The sequence below is a fragment of the Enterobacter cloacae complex sp. P2B genome (assembly GCF_014895985.1).
Lineage (GTDB): Bacteria > Pseudomonadota > Gammaproteobacteria > Enterobacterales > Enterobacteriaceae > Enterobacter > Enterobacter bugandensis.
The window spans coordinates 35,993-56,400 of the sequence record NZ_JADBQQ010000010.1 but is presented as its reverse complement, the minus strand read 5'-3'; the positions used below and the strand labels follow the sequence as shown (position 1 = coordinate 56,400).

Annotated in this window: 16 protein-coding genes and 2 pseudogenes; 7 read left to right on the top strand and 11 right to left on the bottom strand. The window is 55.5% G+C overall.

The window, feature by feature from the left end; translation table 11 throughout:
- Positions 1-3: 3 nt before the first annotated feature.
- Complete coding sequence (locus tag IM313_RS09135; RefSeq protein WP_182035323.1) at positions 4-888, bottom strand: ROK family protein; 885 nt, start codon at positions 886-888, stop codon at positions 4-6.
- A 165-nt stretch (positions 889-1,053) separates the two neighbouring features.
- On the opposite strand from IM313_RS09135, the gene aldB reads away from it, so the two are divergent.
- Positions 1,054-2,592: an aldehyde dehydrogenase AldB gene (gene aldB / locus IM313_RS09130; RefSeq protein WP_041911639.1), complete on the top strand. Its 1,539-nt coding sequence runs from the start codon at positions 1,054-1,056 to the stop codon at positions 2,590-2,592.
- On the opposite strand, the gene IM313_RS09125 is transcribed toward aldB, so the two are convergent.
- Entirely contained in the window at positions 2,589-3,554 is a 966-nt protein-coding gene (locus IM313_RS09125) for a LysR family transcriptional regulator (protein WP_059357123.1), read from the bottom strand. The two genes, aldB and IM313_RS09125, sit on opposite strands and share 4 nt — an antisense overlap.
- A gap of 117 nt (positions 3,555-3,671) precedes the next feature.
- Between IM313_RS09125 and IM313_RS09120 the strand changes: the two genes are divergently transcribed.
- The 3 genes from IM313_RS09120 (at position 3,672) to IM313_RS09110 (ending at position 5,226) form a co-directional block, all read left to right on the top strand.
- Positions 3,672-4,412 carry a MipA/OmpV family protein gene (locus IM313_RS09120; protein ID WP_059357122.1) on the top strand — a complete coding sequence of 247 codons (741 nt, stop codon included), beginning with the start codon at positions 3,672-3,674 and terminating at the stop codon, positions 4,410-4,412.
- Between the two features lie 209 nt (positions 4,413-4,621).
- The gene (locus IM313_RS09115; protein WP_041911637.1) at positions 4,622-4,807 is read left to right on the top strand and encodes a type II toxin-antitoxin system HicA family toxin; all 186 of its coding nucleotides are present in this window, start codon (positions 4,622-4,624) and stop codon (positions 4,805-4,807) included.
- 14 nt (positions 4,808-4,821) lie between these two features.
- A complete protein-coding gene (locus IM313_RS09110) occupies positions 4,822-5,226 on the top strand; it encodes a type II toxin-antitoxin system HicB family antitoxin (RefSeq protein WP_045630266.1) in 405 nt (134 codons plus the stop codon).
- A gap of 43 nt (positions 5,227-5,269) precedes the next feature.
- On the opposite strand, the gene IM313_RS09105 is transcribed toward IM313_RS09110, so the two are convergent.
- Together IM313_RS09105 and IM313_RS09100 are read right to left on the bottom strand one after the other, a co-directional pair.
- On the bottom strand, positions 5,270-7,219 hold the full coding sequence (locus IM313_RS09105) for a glycoside hydrolase family 127 protein (RefSeq protein ID WP_192971808.1): 1,950 nt from the start codon (positions 7,217-7,219) through the stop codon (positions 5,270-5,272).
- A 10-nt stretch (positions 7,220-7,229) separates the two neighbouring features.
- Positions 7,230-8,630, bottom strand: coding sequence for an MFS transporter (locus IM313_RS09100; RefSeq protein WP_192971807.1), 1,401 nt, complete (start codon positions 8,628-8,630; stop codon positions 7,230-7,232).
- A 225-nt stretch (positions 8,631-8,855) separates the two neighbouring features.
- Between IM313_RS09100 and IM313_RS09095 the strand changes: the two genes are divergently transcribed.
- Positions 8,856-9,674: an AraC family transcriptional regulator gene (locus IM313_RS09095; RefSeq protein ID WP_126300642.1), complete on the top strand. Its 819-nt coding sequence runs from the start codon at positions 8,856-8,858 to the stop codon at positions 9,672-9,674.
- Here the strand turns inward: IM313_RS09095 and IM313_RS09090 are convergent.
- Positions 9,675-10,259: pseudogene (locus tag IM313_RS09090) on the bottom strand (L-ribulose-5-phosphate 4-epimerase); the annotation flags it as partial.
- On the opposite strand from IM313_RS09090, the pseudogene IM313_RS09085 reads away from it, so the two are divergent.
- Positions 10,251-10,394, top strand: a pseudogene (locus tag IM313_RS09085) (IclR family transcriptional regulator C-terminal domain-containing protein); the annotation flags it as partial. The pseudogenes IM313_RS09090 and IM313_RS09085 sit on opposite strands and share 9 nt — an antisense overlap.
- A gap of 4 nt (positions 10,395-10,398) precedes the next feature.
- Here the strand turns inward: IM313_RS09085 and avtA are convergent.
- Together avtA and IM313_RS09075 are read right to left on the bottom strand one after the other, a co-directional pair.
- Positions 10,399-11,655: a valine--pyruvate transaminase gene (gene avtA, locus IM313_RS09080; protein ID WP_045260029.1), complete on the bottom strand. Its 1,257-nt coding sequence runs from the start codon at positions 11,653-11,655 to the stop codon at positions 10,399-10,401.
- Between the two features lie 200 nt (positions 11,656-11,855).
- Positions 11,856-13,886 (bottom strand): alpha-amylase, encoded by a 2,031-nt coding sequence (locus tag IM313_RS09075; protein WP_192971806.1) that lies wholly within the window; start codon positions 13,884-13,886, stop codon positions 11,856-11,858.
- A gap of 314 nt (positions 13,887-14,200) precedes the next feature.
- Here IM313_RS09075 and IM313_RS09070 point away from each other — a divergent pair, with 314 nt between their 5' ends.
- Entirely contained in the window at positions 14,201-15,025 is an 825-nt protein-coding gene (locus tag IM313_RS09070; protein WP_045630274.1) for a protein bax, read from the top strand.
- Between the two features lie 38 nt (positions 15,026-15,063).
- On the opposite strand, the gene xylR is transcribed toward IM313_RS09070, so the two are convergent.
- The 4 genes from xylR to xylF all read right to left on the bottom strand — a co-directional run bounded on the left by xylR (position 15,064) and on the right by xylF (position 20,041).
- A complete protein-coding gene (gene xylR / locus IM313_RS09065) occupies positions 15,064-16,242 on the bottom strand; it encodes a D-xylose utilization transcriptional activator XylR (protein ID WP_041911622.1) in 1,179 nt (392 codons plus the stop codon).
- Positions 16,243-16,275: 33 nt separating this feature from the next.
- Complete coding sequence (xylH, locus tag IM313_RS09060; RefSeq protein WP_041911621.1) at positions 16,276-17,457, bottom strand: xylose ABC transporter permease XylH; 1,182 nt, start codon at positions 17,455-17,457, stop codon at positions 16,276-16,278.
- Positions 17,435-18,976, bottom strand: a complete 1,542-nt coding sequence (locus IM313_RS09055) for a xylose ABC transporter ATP-binding protein (protein WP_192971805.1) — start codon at positions 18,974-18,976, stop codon at positions 17,435-17,437. Before IM313_RS09055 ends, xylH begins: the two co-directional genes overlap by 23 nt.
- A gap of 72 nt (positions 18,977-19,048) precedes the next feature.
- A complete protein-coding gene (gene xylF, locus IM313_RS09050; RefSeq protein ID WP_041911619.1) occupies positions 19,049-20,041 on the bottom strand; it encodes a D-xylose ABC transporter substrate-binding protein in 993 nt (330 codons plus the stop codon).
- Between the last annotated feature and the right edge of the window lie 367 nt (positions 20,042-20,408).

Genomic DNA, 20,408 nt, shown 5'->3' with positions numbered 1-20,408 from the left:
GCGCTACGTGCGGCGGGAGAGTTTTTGTTTTGCCAGCCATGCCGCGCCCAGCCTTCCCGCCTGGTTACCCAGCTCGCAGGGCAGAATGGGCACCTTGAGCGCCTCCCACTCCTCGAATCGCTGCAGGTACTTATCGAGCAGGAGATAGATTTTCTCCTGCTCGCTTACCCCGCCGCCAATCAGCACTGCCTGTGGATCGAACATCGAGATTACGCTGTAAACGCCGCGCGAGAGGCAATGGGCCCACTCCTCAATGGCCTCACGCAGATGCACGTCGCTCTCCATGCGTTTAAACAGCTCCTCGCCGTCAGGCATCTCTTCTTCTGATACGGCCAGCGCGCGGCGGCAGGCTTTCATCAGGCCGCTGGCCGACGCCACGTCATGCATGGGTTCGCCGTTATTACCCACGGGCAGCACACCAAATTCGCCGGCGCGGTAATGCGACCCGCGATAAAGATCGCCTTCCATCACAATCCCGCCACCGATGCCCGTGCCGATGGTGATGCAGACGAAATGCTCGTAGTCCTTACCCGCGCCCTGCCAGCGCTCGCCCAGCGCCGCACAGTTGGCGTCGTTTTCCACGGTGACGGGAAGATCGGTCAGCCCGGCGAAGAGTTCGCACAGGTTTTCACCGTCGAGATAGTCGAGCGCGCCCGCTTTTGCCGCTTCGCCGCTGTGGTGGTTAATATGGCCGGGAAAGCTCACGCCGATACCGACGATGTCGTGTTCGTCCTGATACGCTTCAACTACCGCTTTCCACTTCTTTTTGAAGGTGTTTTTATCCTCAGGAGTATCGTACTCGTCCGTCGTCAGCTCCTTGCCATTTTCATCAATCACGCCGTGTTTGATGTGGGTTCCGCCTACGTCAAAACCGATAAACAGCTGCATCGCATCGTTCCTCATGAGCCCTTGAGCTGTTAAGTATGGCTCAGTGGCAGGAACGAAACGTAAAGTACGGTAATCCGTGATACGGCTCGTAAACCCGTCACCCACTGGCGAGAAAACCGCCAGCCGGGACTACCCTTGTTGTACACCAACAGCAAGGAGACGGTCATGACAAACAATCCTCCCTCTTCGCGTATCCAGCCCGGCGAGTATGGTTTTCCCCTCAAGCTGAAGCCCCGTTATGACAATTTTATCGGCGGCGACTGGGTGGCCCCCGTCGACGGCGAATACTATTCCAACCTGACGCCCGTTACCGGCCAGCCGCTGTGCGAGATTGCCAGTTCCGGCAAGCGGGATATCGATTTGGCGCTGGATGCGGCGCACAAAGCGAAAGATAAATGGGGCCATACCTCCGTTCAGGAGCGCGCGGCCATTTTGTTCAAAATCGCCGACCGGATGGAGCAGAACCTGGAGCTGCTGGCGACGGCGGAAACCTGGGATAACGGCAAGCCGATCCGGGAAACGATGGCGGCAGACGTGCCGCTGGCTATCGACCACTTCCGCTATTTTGCCTCCTGTATTCGTGCGCAGGAGGGCGGAATAAGCGAGGTAGATAGCGACACCGTGGCGTACCACTTCCACGAGCCGCTGGGGGTCGTCGGGCAAATTATTCCGTGGAACTTCCCGCTGCTGATGGCGAGCTGGAAAATGGCGCCCGCGCTGGCCGCCGGGAACTGCATTGTGCTTAAACCGGCGCGTTTAACCCCGCTCTCTGTTCTGCTGCTGATGGAAATTGTTGCCGATCTTCTGCCGCCGGGGGTGATTAACGTGGTGAACGGCGCGGGCGGTGAGATAGGGGAATATCTGGCCACCTCAAAACGGATCGCTAAAGTAGCGTTTACCGGGTCGACGGAAGTGGGCCAGCAGATTATGCAGTACGCCACGCAAAACATTATTCCGGTGACCCTCGAGCTGGGCGGGAAGTCCCCGAACATCTTCTTCGCGGACGTGATGGAGGAAGAGGACGCTTTCTTCGACAAGGCGCTGGAAGGGTTTGCGCTGTTTGCCTTTAACCAGGGCGAAGTCTGCACCTGCCCAAGCCGCGCGCTGGTGCAGGAGTCCATCTACGAGCGCTTTATGGAGCGGGCCATTCGCCGCGTCGAGTCTATCCGCAGCGGTAACCCGCTCGATAATGTTACGCAGATGGGGGCGCAGGTCTCGCATGGCCAGCTGGAGACTATCCTCAACTACATCGATATCGGCAAGAAGGAAGGGGCGGATATCCTGACCGGCGGTCGCCGTAAGGTGCTCGGCGGAGATCTGCAGGAAGGGTATTACCTTGAGCCGACGATCCTGTTCGGGCAGAACAACATGCGCGTCTTCCAGGAGGAGATTTTCGGACCGGTGCTGGCGGTGACTACCTTCAAAACGATGGAGGAGGCGCTGGAGATTGCCAACGACACGCCGTATGGCCTGGGGGCGGGAGTCTGGAGCCGCAACGGCAACCTGGCCTATAAAATGGGCAGAGGCATTCAGGCGGGACGCGTATGGACCAACTGCTACCACGCCTATCCGGCTCATGCGGCATTTGGCGGGTATAAGCAATCGGGCATCGGGCGTGAAACGCACAAGATGATGCTGGAGCATTACCAGCAGACGAAATGTCTGCTTGTCAGCTACTCCGATAAACCGCTGGGGCTGTTCTAATCGCCCAGTTCAGGCCGTCCATGGACGGCCTGAGCAATTTGCTGGCGCAGGCAGTTGAGGACGCCATCCAGAACATATTGTACGCGCCAGGGCTGATATTCGCGCTTGCGGAAGATGGCGGTCAGATCGAGCCACCACTCTTCCTGATGCGGGAAACAGGGGACCAGCGTGCCTTGCGTTAATTCCTTCTTCAGGCTTTCTTTCGGCGCGAACACAATGCCAAGGTTATTTCTTGCCAGCTCCAGAGCCGTCTGGGTATTGTCGCAAATATAGTTTCCGGTTACCCGATAATCATGCACATCATCACTGCCATGCATGCGAAAACGCCAGATGTTGGCGTCATCGACCAGCATGGAGTCGATCAGAATACAGGAGTGATTAATTAAATCTTCAGGTCCGGTTAAAGGATGTTTATTTAAATATTCCTGGGTTGCGAATGCAGTGACGGAATATTTTGCTAACACGCTGGCGACCAGACTTTCATCTTTCGGTTGCGCATAGGTAATTAAAATATCACAGTCATCCGGGAAGGACACGCCTTCTGAATATTCGTTGCGGTCCAGGTTGTAGGTTTTCAGGGAAATGCGAATGTCCCCGATGTCCTTTATCTGGTGGATCACGTGGCGCGCGAGATAGGTCACAATGCCCGTTGGGGCGTAAATCGTGACTTTCCCACGCTTTTCATGCTTATAATCGGCAATGAAATTAATAAGTTGCGTGTTTTTGTCCAGCGTGGCGTCGACATAGGGAAGCAACGCCTCACCGAACTGCGTCAGAGCGAGCTGGCGGGTCGTGCGCTCAAAAACCTTAAGCCCAACCCGCGTTTCAAAATCCGAGAGATATTTACTGACGTTGGCCTGCGCCATGCCCAGCAGGGCGGCGGCATCACCAATGCTGTGGGTGGCTGCGATGACGGAGATTATTTTTAACTCGCGTGGCTTTAGCTGTAATTTATTCATCATGCGCACCCATCTATATGGTTTTATATATAATATTATATAAACTGCAGCGTTGCACAGGCAAATTTGTAACCATTATTATTCGCCCCGCTTATTTGGCGTATAAATGGATTACTTCACATGACTATTAAATACAATTTACTGATTGCTGCCACGTTATTTGCAACCTCTTCTGCAATGGCCGGTGACTTTTCACTTGGCGCGGGGGCCGTATTTAATGAGTCTCCTTATAAAGGCTATAACGAAAATACCACCGCGGTGCCGTTAATTAGCTATGAGGGCGATCGCTTCTATGTTCGCCAGACCACGGGCGGATGGATCCTGTGGAAAGACGCAAAAAATGAACTCAGCCTGACCGCATCCTGGATGCCGCTGCATTTTGATCCGGATGATAACGACGACCACCAGATGAAGCAGCTTGATGAGCGTAAAGCCTCTGCGTTCCTCGGCGGTGCGTACTACCACCACGAAAGCTGGGGTTCTCTGAAAGTGGCGGTTTCAGGCGATGCCACGGATGAAAGCGGCGGCGTGGTGGGCGAGGTATCCTACTTCCGTCCAATCAGGATGGAGCGTTTGACCCTGACGCCTTCTGTCGGTGTTTTTTACAGCGACGAGAGCTATAACGACTACTACTACGGCGTATCCGGCAGCGAGTCACGCCGCTCAGGTCTGGATCAATACACCGCCGGCGACAGCTGGACGCCCTACGTTGGTCTGGCAGCTAAATATCAGTTAACCCAGAAGCTGTACCTCAATGCCAGCGCGGTCTACACCGTATTGCCTGATGACGTGAAGAACAGCCCGATGATCGACCGCGATGATAGCTTCGCGCTAATGACCGGCCTGACCTGGCGCTTCTGATGCGGTAAAGCCGGGCGACGGCGTTGCCTTGCCCGGCCTACGATCTTGCCTGCATTTTTATCTGCAATACAACGTATTCCTTTTTCATTTCTCGATGCTTCTTCCTGTTCCGCCAAAACACGGCTGCACTGATGTTCCTTATGCGCTAATGTGATTCGACCCGATAGTAATGGTGTGTATCATGTGTATAATCATGGAAGGACTGGGATGTGAAAAGTGCGGATGTCATTACCGTTCTGATCGGCCACGGCTGGAAATGTGTCAGAACGAAAGGAAGCCATCATCAGTTTCGCCATCCCGAACAGAAAGGGCTGGTTACTGTCCCACATCCTAAGAAGGATATTAAACCGGGCACGCTCGCGCAGATATGGCGGCAGGCGGGAATTAAACACTGATATCAGGAGTAGTTATGTTTTATCCGGCTTACATTCATTCTGACACCGACGGCAGCGCCAGCGGCTTTTTTCCTGACGTTCCAGGCTGTTTTTTTGCAGGTGATTCCCTGGACGACGCTTTTCAGGATGCACGTGAGGCGCTCACCGCGCACTTCGAAGCGCTGTTTGAAATGGATGAAGCATTGCCTCTTCCGGGGAATGTCGAAGTGCACCTTGAAAATCACCCTGACGACTTCACGGGCGGGCAATGGTTGCTGGTGGATATTAATATGAGGCAGTTTGACGGCAGAGCCGAGCGTATCAACATCACGATGCCTCGACGTTTGCTGGTAAAGATTGATTCCTTTGTCAGCGAGCATCCTCAGTTCGGTAATCGAAGCGCATTTCTTGCTGAGGCAGCACGTCGCGTGCTGCCATAGCGTTCAACCTCTCCCGTGGGTGAGGGCAACAGACCGCCGCTATTCAGCCTTCATCCACCCATATCCGCATTTCCCCTTCTCCCCGGTTAGCCCAGCTAAACCACGGAATAAAGGTCAACGTCCGGGGCTGGCGCTGTACCGGCGAGCGGTCGTACTGCCACAGCGCATCCGTTTCCTTCATGTGACACCCAATTCCCTCTGTCTGTATCAGCATCTTATGCGCGAAAATGCCTTTGCCTTCATACACCCGGAACTCGCTATCTCGGGGCAAGGAGAGGTTATGCAGGTTGGCGCCGTTATCAGCTTCTTCCAGGCAGTAAACCAGCGGCCCGCGCTGTAGCGCGACTTTACCCGCCTGCTGGCGCACCTGGGGGTTACCGTACACGCGGCGGACCGGCATCGGTAGCGTCAGGGTCAGGGTGTCGCCTTCCTGCCAGCGGCGGTTGAGGTAGAGGTATCCGCGTGACGCTTCACCGGTAATGGCTTCGCCATTCAGCGAAACGGCAGGCTCCGCGCACCAGTCCGGCAGCCTTAGTGCCAGCGTGTGGGTGACCGGAACCGACGAGGTGATTTCGATCTTCACCTGCTCCTGCCACGGATAGTTACCGCTAATGCGCAGCTGTAGGGTGTTATCGCCCACCGGAATGGCGACGTCGTTCCCCACGTACAGGTTTATCAGCAGCGCATCCGGGCGAACGGTATAAATGTAGTGCCCCAGCGAGGTCAGCACGCGGGCGATATTCGGCGGGCAGCAGGCGCAGCCGAACCAGCGCTGACGCACCGGCTTCACGTGGTCATAGATATGGTTAAAGGCCAGCGTTTTCGGATGCACTTCCAGTGGATTGACATAAAAGAAATGCTTACCGTCCAGCGCCATCCCGCCCAGCACCGTGTTGTACAGCGCGCGCTCCATCACGTCGGCGTAGTGGCCGTCTGCCTCCATCTCCAGCATCCGGCGGGCGAACATCATCAGGCCGATTGAGGCGCAGCTTTCGGCGTACACCGTATCGTTGGGCAGATCGTAATCGCTGCTGAACGCCTCCCCGCTGCTCTGCGAGCCAATCCCGCCGGTAATGTACAGCTGGCGCTGCGCCATGTTGTTCCACAGACGCAGACAGTCCCGGCGTTTCCCCTCGTCGTTGCTCAGGCGCGCCAGATGCGCCATGCCCGCCATCAGATAGACGAAACGCACGGCATGGCCGACGGCCGTTTGTTGTTCCGCAAGGGGCAGATGCGCCTGGCTGTAGGCTTTGTCCTTGACCATCCACGCCGGACCATAGGTGTTCCAGTAAGATGTTTTGCCGCGCTTCTCGTATTCGCTATCGTAGAAGTGAGGCTGCGCGCCGCGTTCTTCAATAAAGTATTTCACCAGATTGAGATAACGCGGCTCCTGCGTGACGTCGTACAGCCGCATCAGCGCCAGCTCGATTTCCGGGTGACCAGGGTAACCGTGTAGCTGTGTTTCTCCCGGGCCAAACACGCTGTCGATATGGTCCGCCAGCCTGCACACCACGTCCAGCAGGCGACGTTTTCCGGTTCCCTGGAAATACGCCACGCCAGCTTCAATCATATGCCCGGCGCAGTACAGCTCGTGGCATTCGGCCAGATTCGTCCAGCGTTCCTCGGGGGCTTTTACCGTAAAGTAGGTGTTGAGGTAGCCATCTTCACACTGCGCCGCCGCGACCAGCTCAATCACCTCGTCGGCGGTTTTTTCCAGTGCTGCATCCGGCTTCTGGCACAGCGACCACGCCACGGCTTCGAGCCATTTCGCCACGTCGCTGTCCTGAAACACCATCCCGTAAAACTCCCCCTGTTCCAGCCCGGCCGCGATGCGGAAGTTAGCGATGGCGTGGCTGGGTTCGGCCTCCGCCACGCGGTCGTTTAGCGCATCCCACTGGTAAGGGATCACCACGTCACGGACCAGCCGTTGATATTGCCCGAGAAACGGATCGTTGATTTTCAGCTGGTGCAGGTCGGGTTCCATTATGGACATAGCGTTCTCCTCAGGACGGTACGTGACGCTGGCGCAGGTCGGTGGAAATGCGCAACATCATTGGGTTATTAAGCCTGCACCAGCGGATTGCGACCGCCAGCAGCAGGTGGAAAAGGGCAGGCAGCAGCGTCTCCATGGCGGTGATGCCCTGCAGTGAGGCTGGCGTCTGGTTGCCCGCGCCTGGCTGATAGGCCACGGCAATAAACACCAGGCTGATAATCCCGGCGCTGGACGCCCACGCAAGCTTGATGAAAAACAGGTTGAAGGCGAAGTTCATGCCCGACGAACGCACGCCGGTTTTCCACTCGCCGTAGTCATCGGCAAAAGCCATTAGCGAGAAGTGCAGCGGCAGGGTGAAGCCCAGGATCACGCCGTTGCTTAAAATGACGATCAGCCATAGCGTCTGGTGCGCCGGGCCACCCGGCAGAAACCACATGCCCACCGCAAGCGCAGCGAGCACCAGGTTGGTGTAGTAGTAGAGTTTGACGGTATCAATACGGCGCGACAGCGGGCTGACGATCACCGCGCCCAGAATAGCGGCAAAGGTCACCATGGTGAAAAACAGCGAGGTGTACGCCGTGCTGCCCTGAAGCACGTAGGTGATAAAGTACATATATCCACCGCCGCGAATGTTGAAGACGTTGATCAGCAGAAACGACATCAACAACATCAGCAGCAGCTGATCGTTTTTACGCAGGCCCGCCAGGTGCTCGCGCAGGGTGAATTTGCCCATCAGCGCCAGCGGAACGCGTTCACGAACCCAGAAGAAGCAGCACAAGAACATCACCACGGCGATAGCGCACAGCACGCCAACGCCCAGTTGATAACCCTTCGCGGCATCGCCCTGACCCAGCTCCGCTACCAGCCACGGCAGGCCAACGGAGACCAGAAAGCCCGCCACGCCGCACAACACAAAGCGCCAGGACTGGCAGGCGATCACCTCGTTGTGGCGGGTGGTCATGGTGTTGATCAGCGCGCAGTAGGGCACGTTGATGGCGGTATAGCCCACGGATAACAGCAAATAGGTGCCGAACGCCCAGGCGATTTTCACGCCCATGCTGGCTTCCGGAACGGTGAAGGTCATTACGCCGATAATGCCTATCGGGACGGCGACCCACAGCTGCCAGGGACGAAATCGGCCCCAGCGGCTCTGCGTGCGGTCAGCAATGACGCCCATCACCGGATCGGAAATGGCGTCAAACACGCGAAGGGCAATAAACAGCGTGCCCACCAGCGCAGGGGTGAGGCCAAATACATCGGTATAGAAAAAGGTCAGAAAGTTCATGATCAGGCAGGTAATCACCGTGCCGCCCGCATCGCCCAGGCCGTAGCCCATTTTCTCGCGGACGGACAGCCGGTCATCGACTTTCTGTTTTGCAGCGTCTGCGTCTGTAATCGGTGTGGAAGTCATGAAGTAACTCCTCGGAGATCGAATTTATTATCGTATTTATGCTGGGTACCTCTTTATTCTGCATCGAACGGGAAGGCCAACAAGGGAAGGGAAAAGTATAAAAAGGTGACGATTCCGACCTGATGATAAAAATGTGATTTCGATCGGACAGATATTTTAATATTGATTAATAATCAACGGGTAAGTCGAATATTAACGACAATAAAAGCGGAATGGTGAATATCCATGCTCGAATTATCCATAGCGCTTCCGGTTAAGGTTCAAAATGGCGGGCTATTTATCTCCCGCGGAGTGGGCCGCCACCCTGCGCGAAAATTAACATCGTGGGAGATTATTTTTGTCGAAAAAGGGACTCTAACGATCCAGGAAGAAAATCATGTTTTTGATGTTAATGCGGGAGAGAGTTTATTGCTCTGGCCGCAGCGTCGGCATGTGGGCGTGGAGGATTTCCCGGCGGACCTGCGCTTTTACTGGCTGCATTTTGAGGTGGAGCCGCAAGATCCAACGTTACCCAACGCTGCTCCTCTGGCAATAGAACAACACTGCCGCGTAAGGGATGCGGAATATGTGATTGCGCTCTTTCGTCAATTCCTCAGCGAGCAGGAGAAATTACGGCGTAGCATGGCGCTGGAGATGATTTTATTATTGATTTTACAGCAGGTGTCGAACTCTTCAGGATATGAAGACAGCGCAGATCAGGCCGGCGCGGCGATGGCATGGAAGGCAAAACAGCTTATTCGCACGCAGTTTCATTTACCGATATCCACCTCGCAGCTGGCAAAAGCGTTGCACTGTAATGCAGATTATCTCGGGCGCGTCTTTCGCCGGACTTTCCATTTAACCCTGACGGAGGCGATACATCGCCAGCGCGTCAGGGCGGCGGAAAAACTCCTGCTCAACGACGCTGCGTCATTAACCGAGGTCGCAGCGCGCTGCGGCTTTAACGACGTGGGATATTTCCGACAGATATTTTCGAAGCATACCGGGTTAACCCCCGCCGTCTGGAAACGGCGGTACTGTAAAGAGCATATTAATTCCGGTTGATTACTGCCCGTAATAGGCGTTCGCCCCGTGCTTGCGCAGATAATGCTTGTCCAGCAGCGCCTGCTGCATAGCCGGTAACTGTGGTGCGAGCTGGCGTGAGAACAGGCCCATATAGGCGCACTCTTCCAGCACGACGGCATTGTGGACCGCATCGGCAGCGTCTTTGCCCCAGGCGAACGGGCCGTGGGAGTGAACCAGTACCGCCGGGACCTGCATTGGGCTGAGATCGCGCTCCTCGAAGGTTTTAATGATCACTTCGCCCGTCTGGTATTCGTATTCCCCGGCAATTTCTGCCGTGGTCATCAGCCGCGTGCAGGGGATCGCTCCGTAGAAATAGTCTGCGTGCGTCGTGCCCCAGGCGGGTAAATCCTGTCCCGCCTGCGACCAGATGGTGGCGTGGCGGGAATGGGTATGTACGATGCCGCCAATCTCCGGATAACGGCGATACAGTGCCAGATGGGTTGGTGTGTCAGAGGAGGGTTTTTTACTGCCTTCGACCACCAGGCCGGTGGCAATGTTCACTACCACCATATCCTCCGCCGTCATCACGTCGTACTCCACGCCGGACGGCTTGATCACCATCATGCCGCTTTCGCGATCTCCATTTCGCTGTCGACGTCCCGCATGAAGCAGGTTGGCGAGAAAAACCTGCTCAAGCCTCTGCGCGAAACGGCAGAGGCGATATCAAAAGAGCTGGGTTTTAACGTGCGTGAGGGGTAGCGTGTTACTGGCTGCCTTCGTGCCACGCTTTTTCAATTTCTTCGGCGAGAATTTTGACGCCCGCTTCGATTTTTGCCGGATCGGGCACGTAGTTCATGCGCATGCACTGGTGCGTGTGCGGCCACGGCTTATCCAGACCCGGAAAGAAGTAATCGCCCGGCACCATCAGCACGCCACGCTTTTTCAGTCGCTGATAGAGCAGTTCTGTAGTGATCGGCAAATCCTTAAACCACAGCCACAGGAAAATCGCTCCTTCGGGTTTGTGGATCAGGCAGCGTTCTTCCGGTAAGTAGCGGCGAAGCGTCGCAATCGTCTCCTGAACGCGCTGGTAATAGAACGGTTTGATGACTTCATTAGACAGACGCAGCAGGTCGTTGCGCTTGATCATTTCACACATCATCGCCGGGCCGATACCGCCCGGTGAAAGGCTGATAATGCCGTTCATATTGGTAATGGCGGTGATGATTTTCTCGTTGGCGATGATGATGCCGCAGCGGCTGCCCGGCAGACCCAGCTTGGAGAGGCTCATGCACAGGACAATGTTCGGGTTCCACAGCGGACGTGCTTCGCTGAAGATAATGCCCGGGAACGGCACGCCGTAGGCATTGTCGATCACCAGCGGGATGCCGTGCTGGTTCGCCAGGACATCCAGCTTCATCAGTTCGTCGTCGGTAATCACGTTGCCCGTTGGGTTCGTCGGGCGCGATACGCAGATCATCCCCGTCTCTTCACCAATATGCAGGTGTTCAAAATCGACGTGATATTTGAACTGGCCTTCCGGCAGCAGCTCGATGTTCGGGCGCGCGGAGACGAACAGATCCTCTTCCAGGCCGGAATCAGCATAGCCGATATACTCCGGTGCCAGCGGGAACAGCACCTTTTTGGTGGTGCCGTCGGCACGACGCCCTGCGAAGAGGTTAAACAAGTAGAAAAACGCGCTCTGGCTGCCGTTTGTTAGTGCAATATTCTGTGGTTCGATATCCCAGCCCAGCTCTTCACGCAGCATTTTGGCAAGGAGAGTCAGTAGCTCGGTTTTACCCTGCGGACCGTCGTAATTGCAGAGCGCATCGGTCGCTTTGCCGTTTTCCAGCATCTGCGCGAGCAGCGTCTGGAAATAGGTTGTCATCTCCGGAATTTGCGCCGGGTTTCCGCCGCCGAGCATGATGGCGCCCGGTGTGCGCAGCCCGTCGTTGAGGTCCTCCATCAGGCGAGTAATGCCTGAATGGCGGGTGAATTTGTCGCCGAAAAGTGAAAACGTCATAGCAGGTGTTCTATCGAGCTTATTTTGAAAGTGGGTAACCATAACGCTAGCACTGTGCTGGTGCAAATCGGGAGGTGTGGTCGGATTTGTTGTTTTGTATGGCGGAGTGGGGTTTGTGTAGTGAATAGTTCTGGTGGGTTTCACCCCTCACCCCCGGCTCACTCCCCATGCGGTGAGAGGGCCAGGGTGAGGGGGGATAATTATTGATTACCCGCCCATACCACCATCACCTTATCGCCCTTGTGCTCGCGTACGAAGCCGTACCCCTCTTTCAGCGACAGCGTGGTTTGCTTGCCTTCACCGATCGCCGGATGGCGGGCGCGGAACTGGCCCAGCGTTTGCCAGTGGGCGACGGTTAAGGCCTGCTTGCCCGTCACGTCCTGCCAGTTCATATCCGAGCGGGTACCCTGCAGCGGGTCAGACCCCGTCGGGCCAAACGGACGCTCGGATTCATCACCGTAATAGATTTGTACGCTGCCCGGTGCCAGCAGGAGCAGCTCCGCAGCGCGCTGGCCTCCTTCGCGGAACAGGCGTGTGTCATGGGAGGAGAGATAGCTCAGCACGTTGAAGCTTTGCAGCTTTTCCGCCATTTGCTGCCAGGTGAGATCCATATCGGCCAGGCAATTCACCGCTTTTGCCGCCTGCTCCTGATAATCAAAGTTGATCATTGCGTCGAAACCGTGGCGGTAATAGTCGCTTTGCATCACTCCGTGGCCCCAGGACTCGCCGGTCATCCAGAACGGTGCGTTATCGAGCTTTTTGTCCGGGTTGGCCCCTTTCCACGCGGCCAGCGCCTGACTAGCCTGGTCCTTTAACTGTTGCCAGGCCGCAAGCTCGACGTGCTTCGCGGTATCCACCCGGAAACCGTCGATGCCGTAGTCGCGCACCCACTGGCTGAGCCAGTGGGTGAGATAGTCGCGCGGGGTATATCCCGGGATGGCTTTCGCGTGGGTATCGGGCTTGTGTTGGTAGAAATTGGGTAGCCCGGAAGGGGCGGTGGATTCCGTTTTCAGATCCGGTAGGAACGCCAGCGACATGGTTAAATCGTCGAAGCCGGGGTTGTCGTAATCACCGATGTCGGTGCGGATCCATTTTTTGCCCCACCATTTTTCCCATGCGGCTTTATCGCTAAAGTTGATGTAATCGTTGAAGCTATGCCAGCTTTGGCCCGCGCCCGGCTTCCAGTCCGTCCAGCGGTCGCCCAGGGTCTTTTTCAGCTCATCACCCTGCAGATACAGCGCGCCAAACTGGTACTCCTGCATGTCCGCAAGCGTCGCGTAGCCCGCGTGGTTCATGACGATATCGAACAGGATGCGAATGCCGCGCCTGTGCGCTTCATCAACAAGATGGCGCAGATCATCCTCGGTGCCCATGTTGGCATCGAGCTTCGTCCAGTCCTGGGTGTAGTAGCCGTGATAGGCATAGTGTGGGAAGTCCCCTTTGGTGCCACCGCCTACCCAGCCGTGGATCTGCTCAAGCGGGGAACTTATCCAGAGCGCGTTCACCCCCAGCTGCTGTAAATAGTCGAGCCTGCTGGCGAGCCCTTTGAGATCGCCACCGTGGAAGGTGCCAATCTCCTGCATGCCGTCTTTGTGGCGACCGTAGCTGTTGTCGTTGCCCGGGTCGCCATTCACAAAGCGGTCGGTTAGCACAAAATAGACGGTGGCGTTTTGCCAGCTAAACGGCGCTGGTTTGTCGGTTTCGGCGCGCTCAAGCAGCAGCAGGCCACCACTGCTGGCGGCTGGCTGCAGGGTTATGTTTCCGTTCTGCACCGTCGCGGTCTGTTTGCTGTAGAAATCACGCACCACGGTGCCTTCCGGGAAGGTATGGCTGACGTCCAGCGTCAGCGGTTTACCGTCCCACTTCGGGCACTGGCGGATAACGCTTGCAACCGGCTGTTCTGCGGTGCTCTGAATTGTCAGCAACAGAGTGGGCGTGCCGGATCGGGTATCAATCCGCATCTGGTATTCACCGTCGCGGAAAAGGCGCCACTGCGGCGGAGACCCGTCGCAGGGCTTGAGCGACAGCATCTCATTGAGTTTTATCGCCTCCGAAGGCTGCCAGCACGTCTTGTCAAAACCCAGCGTCAGAGGACGCGTACCCTTCGTAAGCTTTGCCTGGCTGGTGAAAACCCCGGTGCCTTCGGCGCGAAATGCGTTAAACCCCGGCGATGACCAGTCGGCATGTGCCAGAGCGGGTAACATCAGAAAAGCTAATGCGGTGCGTTTCATTCCATTTTCCTGTCGCGGCATTTTTGACCAGTGTGCCATCAGGTTGTGGTTAAAAACTCATCCCCCATCGCTTTCTGTCGGGAGGATCTGTGAGGATGAGTGATCCCGCGCGAAATGAGACAGTTATCTGCGATATCGCACACATTTTTTCAGGAATGATGTTTTTATGAGCAAGTTTCAGGTGACATAGTTTCGGATTTGGACTATTTCTATACGTGCTCTTGAAGTCTATTTTTGATATGATTTGAGATTCCGCTCTCAAATTTGTGAAAAAAATAAGGTGTTGGGATGATTACATCCGACCAGGAGACCTAATGATATCGACTCCCATTCGACGATATGGGGCCGCGATACTCATGTTACTCACCACGACATTTTCGGGTGGGGTGCTTGCGAAGACGCACACGGATACAACGAGTAAGAAAGCCCACGTAATAAAGACGACAAGTAGTAAGGTTAGCAGTAAACAAGAGTATTCTCGCAATAGTGCAAAGAGTAGTTCACTTCCTGATTTGCGAAAATACCCTTCCGGAACACCAAGAAAAAAAGCGTTTCTCCGGACGGTAATGCCTTACATAACAAGTCAAAATGCCGCGATTACGGCGGATCGTAACTGGTTAATTTCAAAACAGTACGATAGCCGCTGGTCGCCGTCTGAACGCGCGCGTCTGAAAGACATCACGAAGCGCTACAAACTGAGCTGGAACGGTAACACGCGTCGCGTACCGTGGAATGCTCTCCTTGAGCGTGTGGACATTATCCCAGGCAGCATGGTAGCGACCATGGCAGCAGCCGAAAGCGGCTGGGGAACGTCTAAGCTGGCGCGTAATAACAACAACCTGTTCGGCATGAAATGTGCGAAAGGGCGTTGTAATAATGCGCCCGGCAAAGTGAAGGGCTATTCTCAGTTTGAATCAGTAAAAGATTCCGTGAATGCTTACGCGGTGAATCTTAATACGCACCCGGCCTACTCATCGTTCCGTAAATCACGCGCTCAGCTGCGTAAAGCGGATCAGGAAGTAACGGCCAGCGCAATGATTCACAAGCTAAAAGGTTATTCGACGAAGGGAAATAGCTATAACAACTATCTGTTCGCTATGTACCAGGATAACCAGCGCTTAATTGCCGCCCATATGTAATCTCAAAAAACGCCTTCCACTGGAAGGCGTTTCCTTTTCTATATCAGCACCTCGCTGTGGCGATCCCGGTACTCTTTCGGCGTGGTGTCATACTCTTTGCGAAACACTGAATAGAAATACTGCAGCGACGGATAGCCGCACATCTGCGAGATTTCGTTGATCGACAGTGACGTAGAGACAAGCAGGCTGCGGGCCTTCTCCAGCTTCTCCGCATGAATGACGGCATGAATGGTTTCGCCCACTTCTTCTTTGAATCGCTTCTCCAGATTCGAGCGGGAAATGCCCACCGAGTCCAGGACCTGATCGACCTTAATCCCTTTGCAGGCGTGGTTGCGGATATAGTGCATGGCCTGAATGACGGCCGGGTCGCTTAGGGAGCGATAATCGGTTGAGCGACGCTCAACGACGCGGACGGGGGGAACCAGCAGGCGCTGAAGCGGCAGAGCCTCTTTATCCAGCAGACGGTGCAACAGCTTTGCCGCCTGATAGCCCATCTGACGTGTGCCCTGTGCTACGGAGGAGAGCGCCACGCGGGACAGGTAGCGGGTCAGTTCTTCGTTATCAATGCCAATCACGCACAGTTTTTCGGGCACCGGGATATGCAAATGTTCGCAGACCTGCAGCACGTGTCGGGCCCGGGCGTCCGTAACGGCAATAATACCGGTTTGCGGTGGCAGCGTTTGCAGCCAGTCCGCCAGGCGGTTTTGCGCGTGCTGCCAGTTTTCCGGTGCGGTTTCCAGCCCCTGATAGACCACGCCGCGGTACTTCTCCTGTGCGACCAGCTGGCAAAACGCATGTTCACGCTCCACGGCCCAGCGCTTGCCGCTGGTGGCGGGTAAACCATAAAACGCGAAGCGATGGACGCCTTTCTCCTTTAAATGGAGAAAGGCGGCCTCGACCAGGGCATGATTATCGGTGGCGATGTAGTGGACCGGCGGATAGTGTTCGGGTGAATGATACGAGCCGCCGACGCCCACAATCGGCACGTCGACGTCGGTCAGCAACTGCTCGATGATGGGATCGTCATAGTCGGCGATAACGCCATCACCCAGCCAGTCTTTGATGTTCTCCAGACGGGTGCGGAAATCTTCTTCAATAAAAATATCCCATTCGGATTGCGACGCCTGCAAATATTCACCCACGCCTTCTACCACCTGACGGTCGTAGGCTTTGTTGGCATTGAATAACAACGTAATGCGGTGACGCTTTTCAAACATGGCTCGCTTCCCAATTAAGTCACAATGCGGTTATCAGGCTCGTCGCTTGGTGGCAGAGTCCATCCAGACTGCCAGTAAAAGAATGGCCCCCTTGACGATATACTGCCAAAACGTCGGGACGTCCATCATACTCATCCCGTTATCCAACGACGCCATGATAAATGCCCCCATGACCGCGCCCGCCACGCTACCGATACCGCCTGCGAGGCTGGTGCCACCGATGACGCAGGCAGCGATAGCATCCAGCTCGGCGATGTTACCGGCGGAAGGAGAGCCTGCCCCCAGACGCGAGCTGAGGATCAACCCGGCGATAGCGACCATCAGGCCGTTAATGGCGAAAACCGCCAGCTTGGTACGTTCGACGTTAATACCCGACAGGCGAGCAGCTTCAAGGTTGCCGCCGATGGCATAAATACGACGTCCAAACGCGGTGCGCGTCGCCATAAACATGCCGCCGAGCAGTAACAGCGCCAGCAGCAGTACCGGCGTCGGAACGCCGCGATAGTCGTTAAGAAGCCAGATGGCGCCCAGCACAATGACCGCCGTCAGCGCCTGACGTCCGACCACGGACGTTGACGCTGGCGACGCAAGACCCAGCGCCTGACGGCGCATACGTCCACGCCACTGCCACGCGACAAACGCCAGCAGTCCCACCACGCCGATCGTAAAGCCTATGCTGTCCGAGAGGTAACTCTGGCCAATTTGCGACATCGCCGCGCTGGTCGGGGAGACGGTCGTGCCGTTGGTGATACCGATCAAGATCCCGCGGAAGGCCAGCATTCCCGCCAGGGTGACGATAAACGATGGCACCTTCCGATAGGCAACCCACCAGCCGTTCCAGGCCCCTAAAACCAGCCCCAGTACCAGCGTCACCGCCACGGTCAGCGGCAGCGGCCAGCCGAGCCAGACGTCAAAAATGGCCGCCACGCCACCGAGAAGACCCATCATCGACCCGACCGACAGGTCGATTTCCGCAGAGATGATCACGAACACCATGCCCACGGCCAGGATGCCGGTGATGGCGGTCTGGCGGAGCAGGTTTGAGACGTTACGCGCGCTTAAGTACGAGCCATCCGTCATCCACGTGAAGAACAGCATGATGACGATAATCGCCGCGATCATCACGAAAACCTGCAGGTTCAGCGCTTTTAGCCCCGCGAACGCGCCGGGCGTCGGAACAGCGACTTTGATATCAGACGGATTGCTTTTCGACATGACGTTCGCTCCTTAAAGCGGCTTCCATCACCTGCTCCTGCGTCAGGTTCTGGTTAATCAGGTTGGCTTTCAGTTTCCCCTCGTGCATGACCAGCACGCGGTCGCTCAGGCCGAGCACTTCGGGTAACTCAGACGAGATGACAATGACGGCAATCCCTTGCTGTACAAGCTGATTAATCAGTTTGTAGATTTCGTATTTGGCACCGATATCGATCCCGCGCGTCGGCTCATCAAGGATTAATATGCGTGGATTGAGGAGCAGACAGCGCGCCAGAATCGCCTTCTGCTGGTTACCACCGCTCAGTCGGCCAATCGCCAGTTCCGGCGAGGAGGTTTTGACCTTCAGCCGGGCAAGTGACTGAAGGATGCACTGCTGCTCGGCGGCATCATCCAGGCTGCTCAGCGCGCCGGAGAACCGATCGAGTGCCGCAAGGGTGATGTTTTTACCCACCGCCATGACCGGTACGATGCCGTCTTTTTTGCGGTCTTCCGGCACCATGGCAATGCCGCGGTCAATCGCCTGCTGGCAGTTGTCGATTCTCACGGGCTGGCCGTCTATATATATCGTGCCCTCCCAGCGCCCTGGCCACACGCCAAACAGGCACTGCACGGCTTCGGTGCGCCCGGCACCGACGAGCCCAGCAATCCCAAGAATTTCGCCGCTGTGAAGGGAAAACGAAACGTTATTGACCCGCTTAATGTGGCTGTTAACGGGGTGCCACGCGGTCAGGTTTTCCACGCGCAGCACTTCATCGCCCTGACTGTGGGGCTCATTCGGGTAGAGCGCGGTCAGCTCGCGGCCCACCATCATGGTGATGATGTCATCTTCACTCATGCCCGCAGCTTCACGCGTGCCGATGTGTTGCCCGTCGCGGATCACGCAGATGGTGTCCGAAATGGCTTTTACCTCGTTCAGCTTGTGCGAAATGTAGATGCAGGCGATGCCGTGGTTTTGCAGATCGCGGATGATATTGAGCAGAACCGCAGTTTCCTGTTCGGTGAGCGACGCCGTTGGCTCATCGAGGATCAGCAGCCTGACCTGTTTATTCAGCGCCTTCGCAATTTCGACCAGTTGCTGTTGCCCCAGACCCAGGTCGCCCACGCGGGTATCCGGTGAAATGTTGAGGCTCACCTGCGCCAGCAGCTTTTCACAGCGGAGCGTCATGGTGTCGTAATCCAGCACGCCGTGGCGGGAAATCTCGGCTCCGAGGAAGATGTTCTCCAGCACGGTGAGATGTTTCACCAGCGCCAGCTCCTGGTGGATGATGGCGATGCCTTTACGTTCGGTGTCGCGAATGTGCGTCGCCTGGATGACTTCACCGGCAAAGACAATTTCGCCTTCGTAACTGCCGTGCGGGTAGATCCCACACAGGACTTTCATCAGCGTTGATTTGCCCGAACCGTTCTCGCCACACAGCGAAACCACTTCGCCAGGGTTCAACCGGAGACTGACGTTGTCGACGGCTTTCACCGCGCCGAAGCGCTTGGTGATGCTTTTCATTTCAAGTAAATAAGGCATAACTGCTCCACATAACCCGAGGGAAGAACAGTACAACGTCATGCGCCCCCGCAGAGCAGGGGCAGCGCCGGATTACAGTTCGCTCTTCTTGTGGAAACCGTCTTTAATAACGGTGGCGTCAATGTTCTCTTTATTGACTTCAATTGGCGTGAGCAGGCGAGCCGGAACGTCTTTCAGGCCGTTATTGAGCGTTGCATCTGCTTTAGGTTGCTTACCGTTGCCCAGCTCAACGGCAATTTCCGCCGCCGTATTGGCAAGTTCGGTAATCGGTTTGTAGACCGTCATGGTCTGAGTTCCTGCAATAATGCGTTTTACGCCCGCCAGGTCGGCATCCTGACCAGAAATCGCGACTTTACCGGCCAGTCCCTGGGCACTCAGAGCCTGAATAGCCCCGCCTGCTGTGGCATCGTTGGAGGCCACGACAGCATCAATTTTGTTGTTATTGGCCGTCAGCGCATTTTCCATAATCTTCAGGGCATTTTCTGGTAACCATCCGTCGGCCCACTGATCGCCGACCACCTTAATTTTGCCGCTGTCGATGTACGGCTTAAGGACCTTCATTTGCCCTTCGCGGAACAGTTTGGCGTTGTTATCCACCGGCGAACCGCCCATCAGGAAATAATTGCCTTGAGGCACTTTGTCGATCAGGCTTTGCGCCTGTAATTCGCCCACCTTTTCATTGTCGAAGGAAATATAATAATCAATATCGGCGTTATTAATCATGCGGTCATAAGCGAGAACTTTTATGCCTTCCTGCTTCGCTTCTTTCACCACGTTACTTAATACCTGGCCGTTATAAGGGATAATGACCAGAACATCGACTCCCCGGTTGATCATATTCTCGATCTGCGACATTTGCGTTTCTTCATTGCCGTTAGCCGACTGAACAAACACATTCGCACCGAGTGATTCCGCTTTTTTCACAAAAATATCGCGATCTTTTTGCCAGCGCTCCAGACGCAGGTCATCAATCGCCATGCCAATTTTGACCTCCTTGGCATGCCCTGCAAAGCTTACAAGGAGGAGCGTAGTGCAGAGTGTTAGGGTCAGGTTCTTTATCTTCATAATTATTAGGCCTTTTTGTAGGGGTATGTGTTGCTGAGATAAAAGAAACATTCACTGCTGGGTCGCAGCAAATTTTTAACGCGGAAAGGCGGGCTGGCAATTACAGATTTTTATCTTCTCATTACGATATTTGGTTTATTTCTGAATTTATGACCGCGATCGGATTTTAAAATTCGTAACGCCTTAATTACATTTGATTCTGGAATGCGCGCCGAAAAATAGTTTGTCTGCGCATTATTTTGCGAGCCAGCGCACAGTTGTGCATTCTCTCAATAGCAGTGTGAAATAACGTAATTGAGCAACCCAAAATGTCTATTCACTATTACTCCTGAATCAACGACTCGCCGCATACCCTGATTATGGAGCT

What these genes read in the sequence shown, in the direction of transcription:
- IM313_RS09135 (WP_182035323.1), bottom strand. Translation starts at nt 888, where the DNA reads ATGCAGCTGTTTATCGGTTTTGACGTAGGCGGAACCCACATCAAACAC.
- aldB (WP_041911639.1), top strand. Translation starts at nt 1,054, where the DNA reads ATGACAAACAATCCTCCCTCTTCGCGTATCCAGCCCGGCGAGTATGGT.
- IM313_RS09125 (WP_059357123.1), bottom strand. Translation starts at nt 3,554, where the DNA reads ATGATGAATAAATTACAGCTAAAGCCACGCGAGTTAAAAATAATCTCC.
- IM313_RS09120 (WP_059357122.1), top strand. Translation starts at nt 3,672, where the DNA reads ATGACTATTAAATACAATTTACTGATTGCTGCCACGTTATTTGCAACC.
- IM313_RS09110 (WP_045630266.1), top strand. Translation starts at nt 4,822, where the DNA reads ATGTTTTATCCGGCTTACATTCATTCTGACACCGACGGCAGCGCCAGC.
- IM313_RS09105 (WP_192971808.1), bottom strand. Translation starts at nt 7,219, where the DNA reads ATGTCCATAATGGAACCCGACCTGCACCAGCTGAAAATCAACGATCCG.
- IM313_RS09100 (WP_192971807.1), bottom strand. Translation starts at nt 8,630, where the DNA reads ATGACTTCCACACCGATTACAGACGCAGACGCTGCAAAACAGAAAGTC.
- IM313_RS09095 (WP_126300642.1), top strand. Translation starts at nt 8,856, where the DNA reads ATGCTCGAATTATCCATAGCGCTTCCGGTTAAGGTTCAAAATGGCGGG.
- avtA (WP_045260029.1), bottom strand. Translation starts at nt 11,655, where the DNA reads ATGACGTTTTCACTTTTCGGCGACAAATTCACCCGCCATTCAGGCATT.
- IM313_RS09075 (WP_192971806.1), bottom strand. Translation starts at nt 13,886, where the DNA reads ATGAAACGCACCGCATTAGCTTTTCTGATGTTACCCGCTCTGGCACAT.
- IM313_RS09070 (WP_045630274.1), top strand. Translation starts at nt 14,201, where the DNA reads ATGATATCGACTCCCATTCGACGATATGGGGCCGCGATACTCATGTTA.
- xylR (WP_041911622.1), bottom strand. Translation starts at nt 16,242, where the DNA reads ATGTTTGAAAAGCGTCACCGCATTACGTTGTTATTCAATGCCAACAAA.
- xylH (WP_041911621.1), bottom strand. Translation starts at nt 17,457, where the DNA reads ATGTCGAAAAGCAATCCGTCTGATATCAAAGTCGCTGTTCCGACGCCC.
- IM313_RS09055 (WP_192971805.1), bottom strand. Translation starts at nt 18,976, where the DNA reads ATGCCTTATTTACTTGAAATGAAAAGCATCACCAAGCGCTTCGGCGCG.
- xylF (WP_041911619.1), bottom strand. Translation starts at nt 20,041, where the DNA reads ATGAAGATAAAGAACCTGACCCTAACACTCTGCACTACGCTCCTCCTT.